The sequence below is a fragment of the Polaromonas sp. P1_E1_2 genome, assembly GCF_056406035.1.
In genome coordinates, this window is the sequence record NZ_JBFUAZ010000101.1 from 1 (window position 1) to 9,482 (window position 9,482).

At 57.7% G+C, this 9,482-nt stretch carries 9 protein-coding genes and 1 pseudogene; 7 read left to right on the forward strand and 3 right to left on the reverse strand.

All coding sequences use genetic code 11. The annotated features are described in order from the left end of the window. The 7 genes from AC1D1P_RS07370 to AC1D1P_RS07400 form a co-directional block, all read left to right on the forward strand. The coding region (locus tag AC1D1P_RS07370; protein WP_477672544.1) for a CmpA/NrtA family ABC transporter substrate-binding protein at positions 1-1,370 on the forward strand (1,370 nt) is incomplete at its 5' end. Between the two features lie 3 nt (positions 1,371-1,373). Further along, positions 1,374-2,246, forward strand: coding sequence for a nitrate ABC transporter permease (ntrB, locus tag AC1D1P_RS07375; protein WP_477672545.1), 873 nt, complete (start codon positions 1,374-1,376; stop codon positions 2,244-2,246). Continuing rightward, positions 2,236-3,165 carry an ABC transporter ATP-binding protein gene (locus tag AC1D1P_RS07380; RefSeq protein WP_477672546.1) on the forward strand — a complete coding sequence of 310 codons (930 nt, stop codon included), beginning with the start codon at positions 2,236-2,238 and terminating at the stop codon, positions 3,163-3,165. Before ntrB ends, AC1D1P_RS07380 begins: the two co-directional genes overlap by 11 nt. A 43-nt stretch (positions 3,166-3,208) precedes the next feature. Next, positions 3,209-3,652, forward strand: coding sequence for a cyanase (gene cynS, locus AC1D1P_RS07385; RefSeq protein ID WP_477672547.1), 444 nt, complete (start codon positions 3,209-3,211; stop codon positions 3,650-3,652). Positions 3,653-3,700: 48 nt separating this feature from the next. Then, positions 3,701-4,519: a sulfite exporter TauE/SafE family protein gene (locus tag AC1D1P_RS07390; protein WP_477672552.1), complete on the forward strand. Its 819-nt coding sequence runs from the start codon at positions 3,701-3,703 to the stop codon at positions 4,517-4,519. Between the two features lie 14 nt (positions 4,520-4,533). Next, positions 4,534-5,424 (forward strand): MBL fold metallo-hydrolase, encoded by an 891-nt coding sequence (locus tag AC1D1P_RS07395; RefSeq protein ID WP_477672548.1) that lies wholly within the window; start codon positions 4,534-4,536, stop codon positions 5,422-5,424. An 82-nt stretch (positions 5,425-5,506) separates the two neighbouring features. Then, entirely contained in the window at positions 5,507-7,141 is a 1,635-nt protein-coding gene (locus AC1D1P_RS07400) for a sigma-54-dependent Fis family transcriptional regulator (RefSeq protein ID WP_477672549.1), read from the forward strand. A gap of 376 nt (positions 7,142-7,517) precedes the next feature. Here AC1D1P_RS07400 and AC1D1P_RS07405 read toward each other — a convergent pair whose 3' ends face one another. The 3 genes and pseudogenes from AC1D1P_RS07405 to AC1D1P_RS07415 form a co-directional block, all read right to left on the reverse strand. Continuing rightward, positions 7,518-8,123: a TetR/AcrR family transcriptional regulator gene (locus AC1D1P_RS07405; RefSeq protein WP_477672550.1), complete on the reverse strand. Its 606-nt coding sequence runs from the start codon at positions 8,121-8,123 to the stop codon at positions 7,518-7,520. Between the two features lie 202 nt (positions 8,124-8,325). Beyond that, positions 8,326-8,883, reverse strand: a complete 558-nt coding sequence (locus AC1D1P_RS07410; protein WP_477672551.1) for an OsmC family protein — start codon at positions 8,881-8,883, stop codon at positions 8,326-8,328. A gap of 447 nt (positions 8,884-9,330) precedes the next feature. Next, a pseudogene (locus AC1D1P_RS07415) lies at positions 9,331-9,482 on the reverse strand (ABC transporter ATP-binding protein); the annotation flags it as partial.

Consider the following 9,482-nt stretch of genomic DNA (forward strand, 5'->3'; position numbering starts at 1 on the left):
ACAAACCGCTTGTCATGAACTGCGCTTGTGGTCGCCATTCGTCTCACGATGAACACGAAGCCGCCAGCTCTGCTCTTGCAGCGAAAGAGTTGATCCGTCGCAGCCAGACTTCAACCTTCGAGGACTATTCCAACCAGTTCATCGAAGCAAGCCTCGTCAAGGCAATCTTTCCGCAAGATGTCGTGCGGCGACGATTCCTGCGCGCTGTCGGAAAAGGCGCCGCCATGGGAGCAATTTCCAGCCTGTTGCCGGTCGCCAGCCTCCAGGCAATGGCCCAGGAGCGTGGCGCAATCGAGAGGAAAAACCTGAAGATCGGGTTCATCCCGATCACCTGTGCCACGCCGCTCATCATGGCCGAGCCTCTCGGCTTCTACAGCAAGCAGGGCCTGGAAGTCTCCCTGGTCAAAACCGCCGGCTGGGCGCTGGTGCGCGACAAGATGCTCAACCGCGAGTACGACGCCTCGCACTTCCTTTCGCCCATGCCCCTGGCCATCTCGATGGGTTTGGGTTCGACCGTGCAACCGATGAATGTCGCAACAATTCAGAACGTGAACGGTCAGGCCATCACGCTGGCGCTCAAGCACAAGGCAAATCGGGACCCGAAGAACTGGAAAGGCTTCAAGTTCGCGATCCCGTTTGAGTTCTCGATGCACAACTTCCTGCTCCGGTACTACCTCGCCGAAGCAGGCCTCGACCCGGATCGTGACGTGCAGCTGCGCGTTGTGCCGCCGGCAGAAATGGTCGCAAATCTACGTGCCGGCAACATCGACGGGTTCCTGGGCCCGGACCCGTTCAACCAGCGTGCGGTAGTTGAGGAAGTCGGATTCATTCACCTCCTGACACGCGATATCTGGAACGGCCATCCTTGCTGCGCTTTTGGCACGTCGGCGGAGTTCATTCAGAAAAACCCGAATACCTTCGCAGCGCTGTATCGCGCAGTGCTAACGTCAGCCGCCATGGCGCGCGACGCCAAGAATCGCGAACTGATCGCCAAGGTGATCGCGCCTCAAGCGTATCTCAACCAGCCTGAAGCGGTCGTGGCGCAGGTTTTGACCGGCAAGTTTGCCGATGGCCTGGGCAACATCATGAACGTTCCCGCACGCGTGGACTTCGATCCCATGCCTTGGCAGGGGATGGCGGTCTGGATGCTGACCCAGATGAAGCGCTGGGGCTACATCAAGGGCAGCGTTGACTACAAGCAGGTCGCTGAAAAGGTCTTTTTGCTGACCGATGCCAAGAAGACCATGCGCGAATTGGGTCAACAAGCTTCCGACGGCGGTGCTTATCCCAAATACGAAATCATGGGCAAGACCTTCGACCCCGCGAAGGCGCAGGCCTACGCAGACAGCTTCGCCATCAGGAAGGCCTGAGCCATGACGGACCCAAAACAACTTCGACTCCGCGCGGGTGTGCTCTCGGTGATGGTTTTGGTGGTCATCCTGGCCATCTGGCACATCGCGACGCTGCCAATAGCCGCTTCCAAACCCAGCATGACGGCTGAGCAAGTGGAATACGCCAAGCTGATGGGTAAGGACCCGGGGGGCCTCAACCCGGCAGAAACGAAGTCGTCATTCCCGACGCTGGCTCAAATGGGCTCAACGATTGCCAGGCAGCTGTCGAATCCCTTCTACGACAACGGCCCCAACGACAAAGGAATCGGCATTCAGATCGCCTACTCCCTCGGTAGGGTCGCGTTGGGCTTCAGCCTGGCAGCGCTGTTTGCCATTCCCTTGGGCTTTCTCATCGGTATGAGCCCGTTGGCGTATCGAGCGCTTGACCCTTTCATCCAAGTGCTCAAGCCGATCTCGCCTTTGGCCTGGATGCCCATCGCGCTCTACACCATCAAGGACTCATCCATCTCCGGAATCTTCGTGATCTTCGTCTGCTCGATCTGGCCCATGCTGACCAACACGGCCTTCGCGGTCGCGGGGGTTCGCCGCGAGTGGCTCAACGTGGCCCGCACCCTCGAGGTGAGGCCGATGCGCAAGGCGCTGCAAGTCATCTTGCCCGCGGCGGCCCCGACGATCTTGACGGGCATGCGCATCAGCATGGGCATTGCCTGGCTGGTCATCGTTGCCGCAGAGATGCTGGTCGGCGGTACCGGCATCGGTTACTTCGTCTGGAACGAGTGGAACAACCTTTCGCTCACCAACGTGATCTTTGCAATCCTCGCTATCGGTGTTGTGGGCATGGCCCTCGACATGGCTTTTGCCAAAGCACAGAAGGCGGTGACCTATGCGGACTAAAGAAACCAACGCCAAGAAGGCCTCTGTCTTGCTGAAGGTGGAAGGCCTGACCAAGTCCTACGTCGCCGGAGCGGAGCCTGTCTTCGACAGCGTCAACTTCGAGCTGGCCGAGGGCGAGTTCGCCTGCATCATCGGCCACTCGGGCTGCGGCAAAACCACCATTTTGAACGTCTTGGCGGGCCTGGAAACAGCCAGCGGCGGCGTGGTCATCATGAACGGCCGCGAAATCTCCGGGCCGAGCCTTGATCGCGGCGTGGTTTTCCAAGGCCACGCCCTAATGCCCTGGCTGACCGTGCGTAAGAACATCGCGTTTGCTGTGCGAAGCAAGTGGCCGGGTTGGAACGCGGCGCAGGTCAAGGAGCACGTCGAGAAGTACGTGGACCTCGTCGGGCTGAACCATGCAATTGACAAAAAGCCCTCGGCCCTGTCCGGCGGCATGAAGCAGCGGGTCGGCATCGCCCGTGCCTTCGCCATCCAGCCCAAGATGTTGCTGTTGGACGAACCCTTCGGCGCACTTGACGCCTTGACACGCGGCACCATCCAGGACGAACTTCTGCGGATCTGCCGCGAAGCCAACCAGACCGTCTTCATGATCACACATGATGTGGACGAAGCGATCCTGTTGGCCGACAAGATCCTGTTGATGAGCAACGGTCCGYAGGCCCGTGTTGCTGAAATCGTGGTTAACACGATGCCCGTCGACCGCCAGCGCGCGACGCTGCACCATGTTCCGCAGTACTACAGCATCCGCAACCACTTGATGGACTTCCTTGTGGCTCGCTCGAAGGACCTTTCCCATGGTCGTGCGCCGGCCAAACCCCCTTTTGTGCATCCTGGCCTGAACGCCATTGACGCCAGCGAGCAGCCCGTCGAAGACGATGCCGCGGTGGCACCGGTCCGGTTGCAGCGCGTGGTCTAACTCCCCACCCCCCGTTTTTCATCCCTCCATCACAGGAATACTCATGAGCCGTTACGAAGTCACCGAAAAAATCATCGCCGCCAAGGTTTCCAAAGAACTGAAGTGGGCCGAAGTAGCCGCCAAGGTCGGCCTCAGCAAAGAATGGGTCGCCTCCGCCTGCCTGGGACAGATGACGCTGAGCAAACCTCAGGCCGCCATCCTGGCCGAGATCTTCGATCTGACCGAGGAAGACGCCAAGTGGTTGACCGTGACTCCCTACAAGGGCTCGCTGCCAACCTCGGTGCCAACCGACCCGCTCATTTACCGCTTCTACGAGATGGTGAACGTCTACGGAACAACCTTCAAGGCGCTCATCCATGAAGAATTCGGCGACGGGATCATGAGCGCCATCGACTTCAAGATGGACCTGCAGCGAGAGAACGACCCGAACGGCGATCGCGTCCGCATCGTCATGAGCGGCAAGTTCCTGCCCTACAAGCAGTACTGATACACCACCCCGACAGCATTGCGCCAGAACATCGCGCCCGTTTTTTTCATGATGCTGACCCTTGTTTACGGTGCCGCAGTCGGTCTCGTACTCGGCTTCACGGGTGCAGGTGGCGGCATCCTTGCAGTCCCTGCTTTGGTTTTGGGGATGGGCTGGCTGCCACAAGCCGCCACACCGGTCGCATTGTTGGCCGTTGGATGCTCTGCAGCGCTGGGTGCTTTCGATGGGCTGCGCAAGGGTCTCGTTCGATGGCGCGCCGCGCTGCTGATGGCGTCACTCGGCATCTGCTTTTCTCCCGTCGGCGTCTGGATTGCCCATGCCCTGCCCCAGCCGGTGCTCATGACGCTGTTTGCGGCTGCCATGTTCTTTGCCGCCGCGCGCCTGCTGCGGCAGGACGTACGGAGTGCTTCCGCTAGTGGCGACCTTCCAGCAGAGGTGATCTCGGCCGCAGAGAAGAATTGTGTTCTCGATCCGTCTACAGGGCGTCTGCGCTGGACCTCTCGATGTACTGCGACGCTGTGCTGCATCGGGTCGTGCTCGGGGTTGCTCACCGGAATGCTGGGAGTCGGAGGGGGATTTCTCATCGTTCCAGCCTTCCGCCAATGGACTGACATTCGCATGCACGGCATCGTTGCAACCTCCCTTTTTATCATCGCTTTAGTGTCTGTAGGCGCGACTGCCAGCGCCCTTCACGCTGGAGCTCAAGTTGGTTCTGCAGGTCTTGCCTTCATCTTGGCGGCGATGACCGGGATGCTTGCAGGCAGGCAGTTGGAGCCTCGGGTGCGCAGCAAGACTCTGCAGACCGGCTTCGCCTCCCTCTGCATCGCGGTGGCCGTGGCGCTGCTCTATCGAACCTGGTTTGCTTAAGGCGCCCTTGCTCCATGACCTTGCCCGCCTCACCTCGAGTTGAAGCCTTTTTCGACACCGACTCATCCACATTTACCTACGTTCTGTACTCAGGAGATGGAAGCGACTGCGCGATCATCGATTCGGTACTGAACTTCGATCCCAAGGCTTCCCGAACGCACACGACGTCGGCAGAATCGGTCATYGCATTCGTGCGTTCACATCAACTGCGCGTGCAATGGTTGCTCGAGACACATGTACATGCGGATCACTTTTCCGCCGCGTCTTATCTGCAGCAGATCCTTGGCGGCACGATCGCTGCAGGCTCCGGCATTCTCAAAGTCCACAACGCGTTTCAGAAGATTTTTCACCTCGCACCGGAGGTCAGGCTCGATGGCTACCAGTTCGGCCATTTGTTTGAGCCGGACGAGCAGTTCTCCGTCGGTCCGTTGAGGTTGCATGCCATGCACGTGCCCGGGCACACGCCGGCCGATGTAGCCTACGCTGTTGATGGCGCAGCAGACGAGCCCACCCTCGCTTTCATTGGGGACACGCTTTTCATGCCGGATGTCGGCAGCGCCAGGTGTGACTTTCCCGGGGGCAGCGCGCGCACCCTTTTTTACTCGGCACGGCGGCTACTGCAATTGCCTCCCGGGACCTTGCTCCTGTTGTGCCATGACTACCCGCCCGACGGGCGACTACCCTGCTTCGAAACAACAGTGGCGCAGCAGCGCGCGGCAAACATCCATTTGCGCGACTCCATCACCGAGGAAGAATTCGTCGAGATGCGGCAGCGCCGGGATGCAACTCTCAGCATGCCTGCGCTGATCTTGCCCGCGATCCAGGTGAACATCCGGGCGGGTGAGCTTCCGCCGCCCGAGGCGAATGGCGTCAGATACCTGAAAATACCTTTGAACGTTCTGTAGCGGTATCAGCATCTTCGATGCTTGGTACTATGTTGTCAAAAGCCCGCCACGTACGACGCCGCATATCCCCAGCTGGACAAGAATGGTAAAAGCACCTGAAAACCGGCACGCCGGCACAACTCGAAACGAACCAACCTGGCGTGAACAGGAACACCTTCTGCTCGGTGAAGTCATGCGCCTGGTTGGCAAGAGCCTGGCACCACACGTGGTTTTCAGGGAGATGTTGCACCTCATGTCCGAGCTCCTCGGCTTGAACCGGGGGCGCGTCGTATTGCTGAATTCCCTGAACGAGGCCATCGACCATCCGCCGTCATCGGACGAGGGAGCGTCCATCCGTTTCGCCTACGGCCTGACCAAGGCTGAGATTTCGCGCGGAACCTATGCGGTGGGCGAGGGCATCACAGGAGCGGTCTTGGCTACCGGGCAGCCCGTCATCGTGCAGAATATCGATGCGGACGCACGGTTTTTGGCCAAGTCCGTCAAGCGCGACCAACTCCCGCCTGAAACAGTTGCCTTCATCGCGGTGCCCATTGAGCTCGCCCGCGTCACCGTAGGGGTGCTGGCTGCTCACCGGATACGCCGCAGGAACCGAGCCATCAGTGAGGACGTCGCGGTGATGCGGCTGCTGGCCACCTTGGTGGGGCAAATCCTGCAGTTGCGTCAACTCGTGGCCGCTCAGACGCGTGCACTTGAGAGCAAGAACGAGATGYTGCGCAAGGCATTGGAATCCGCTACGGCCCGGTACGGAATTATTGGACGCTCGCCTGCGTTGCTGCGAGCGCTGGAGGAGCTCGAGCGCGTTTCCCGCGCATCGGCCAGCGTATTGCTCCTGGGTGAGTCCGGCACCGGCAAGGAGCTGTTTGCACGCGCCCTGCATTTGGCCAGCGATCGCCACGATGGCCCTTTCATCAAGGTGAATTGCGCAGCCATCCCGGAGACACTTTTCGAATCGGAACTTTTCGGCCACGAAAAGGGGGCATTCACCGGTGCGTCGACCTCGCGCGCCGGGTGGTTCGAGCAGGCCAATCAAGGGACAATCTTCCTGGACGAGATTGGCGAGATGCCGCTCGCGATGCAGGCAAAGCTGCTTCGCACACTGCAGGAGGGAACCATCATCCGGCTCGGCGCGAAGCGAGAGATTGCGATCAGCGTGCGCGTGGCTGCGGCGACCAATCGGGACTTGTCAGCCGAGGTGGAGCAAGGCAATTTCCGGCAAGACCTGTTCTATCGGTTGAACGTCATCCCGATCCGGCTGCCTTCACTGTCCGAGAGGCGCGAAGACATCCGTCCCTTGGCCCTCCACTTCCTGAACCGGACCAACCAGCAGAATCAGCGAAATGTCCATTTCACGACTCAAGCGCTCGAAGCTCTTGAAGAGCAGCCATGGCATGGCAACATCCGGGAGCTTGCCAACGTCATCGAGCGGACCGTGCTGCTCACAGACCAGTCGACCGTCTCCCGCAAGGAAATWGAAGCCTGGCTACCTGATTCGAAGAAGACGAAACCCGGAGGGCGCGAGAAACCGTCCATCAAATTTACCTCGCCCGCTCACCAGGTCCCTTTGGTGCGGGACTACCTCCAAAGTACCTCACATGGTCCAGAAGAGCTCCAAAAGGCCATGAGTCTTCACGGCGGAAATCAGTCCCGAGCGGCTCAGTCTTTGGGTTTGACGCCAAGGCAGTTCGGTTACCGTTGGAAAAAAATTAGCGATCATTGATGCAGGATCGCGCCTGATGCTGGACTGCATGCGCCGGCTGAATCCACTCAGCACGGAGACGACGAATGGGAGGCCACAATTGTGGCGGCCTACCACCGTCCGAGTGCCTGCGTTTCTGGGTCCTTTCGACGACTCAGGCGCCACACTGGCGGTCTTTCGTAGTCATTCTCTCCACGCCCCCATTCCCGATCGGAATGACTCGCTCGGAATGCTCATTTGCGCGCATCTTCCTGGTGCCCTCTACTCAGTCGCGTGCCTGCGTTACCCACGAGGGAAATTCCGTCACGTAAGATTTTTCCATTCAACTGAAGCGGGCAAGAGATGCAGCAGAGACGACCGATACCTGATCGGATCAGCAGAATCTTCCTCTAAATTCTTATTTTTTGATTGGACGTCGGGAACGATGAGGCTTTGGGGCGTCACTCCATAGCAAAATGATTTCATCAAAGCTGGAACGCACCACTTCAGGGCGAGATAGTGCCCATCCGACGACTGCCCCGCCTTCAAGCGCACTCAACAATACTTTCGCCGCACGCTCTCCATCTGGAGCCTTCGTGAATTCACCTTTGGCCTTGCCGATGTCAACCACTTTCTCCAACCAAGCAAGATGCATATTGAAGAATTGGACAGTCTGGTCACGCATGCTCTTTGGAAGCGTACCAAGTTCTGCCGCAAGCGCAGTACAAAGCGGAAACGAGCCATCCTCAAGGATCTCCGTAAAAAACTCTGCGTAGAAAGCAAGCCGGTCCGCTGCGGTTGGCTGGCAAACGAGAGTGTCGTCCAGCGTGGCTTTGAAGTTTACAAGATAGTCGCTAACGATTGCTACACCGAGATCTTCTTTAGTCGGAAAGTGGTGATGAATGCTCGGCTTTCGGATGCCTGCCTGTTCAACCAAATCGGCGTAGCTGAAATCTGAGTAGCCACGTGTGCGCAGCAGGTGCTCGGCTGCCTCCATGATCTTTGTACGGGTAGTGTTTTCCATGCCCAAATAATACCTTCTGATTGGTAGCTTTGCTGCCTGAGGTTCGGCATGCGCGCCACCGCCTTCTAGTGAAGGTACGCGTTGTACGCTTTCTGCATCATCTCAGCCTAACACCAACACTTTCTACGTGCAGATACGATCAAGCGGTTAGTTTGCATGGAGCTACCTAACCGCTTTGCAGTGCTGCGAAATAAAAAGATGCCTAGCAGAGGCGCGCCGAGACCTTCACCGGATTTGCCAATGTGTCATGGATCGGCGAATTCATTGGCAACTCACGAACCAACTCTTCCAGCTGTTCTCGAGTGGAAGAGCTGCTTTCCAGTTTCACATCGACATTGATACCCTGAGCGCCTTTGCGGATTTTTTCGTCTAGGCCCAGAAAACCATTGAGATTGATATCGAAACTCAGATCGAGTTCAATGCCGTCAAGATCGATGCCCTTTGCGGCTGCCATTGACGCAAGAGTTACCGTATAGCATCCTGCCAACGCTTGCAAAATGTACTCCGCTGGGCTTATACCCGTGTCAGTTCCAAGCAATGAAACAGGCTCGTCGCTTATAGCTGAATATTTTCCGGAACGACTTTGATCAGCTTGTCCGTTTTGAATCAAGGGACCAGTTTCACCCACAAAGACCAAACCCCCCTTTGCCGCGCCGCGAACCTTGAACGTCACGTTACCCAGTTCGGGTTGCTTGCGCACAGCGTTCTGCGTTTCGCGAATGGCCTCGATACTAACGAACGGCTTAGTTACATTTTTCATTTTTTCTCCTGAGAAATCGATTGGATTAAATTGCGTCTTGACTCGCTGGGGGGTTACACCAGAAAATAACTTCTACCTACTAGAAGGCTCATGAATATTCAGCCAAGAAAGTAGTGCTGCTCGTAAACGAGATTGCACCCCGCCCCTAAGACCAAAACACGCTTAGGTTTCATGAGGAGGCACCCCATTACGTGTGCCTAGTACAGATGCTCAATGGCACCAGTCGTCGGTGCAACATGGGCAATTGTCACGACGGCTTGCGAAATGGCACTGGTTGCAATGAGCCCTATTGCAGTGAGAACCAGGCCATAGTGTTGAAATTTCAGATGCGTATCTCCTTACTATTGGTGTGTTGCTTGAGGGTTTGGACTGAGTTTCACCAATGGTGAATTACCCGATCCAACAGACGTGGGAAGTAGCGCCTCTCAATCAACAATTGATCCCAAACTATTCACCCAAGTAGGCAGCACGCACCTTGGGGTCGTTAAGCATTTCCTTGGCCTCACCATTCATGGTGACCAGGCCGGACTCCATGACGTAACCGCGGTTGGCAATGCCGAGCGCGCGGCTGGCGTTCTGCTCGACCAGCAGCACCGTCA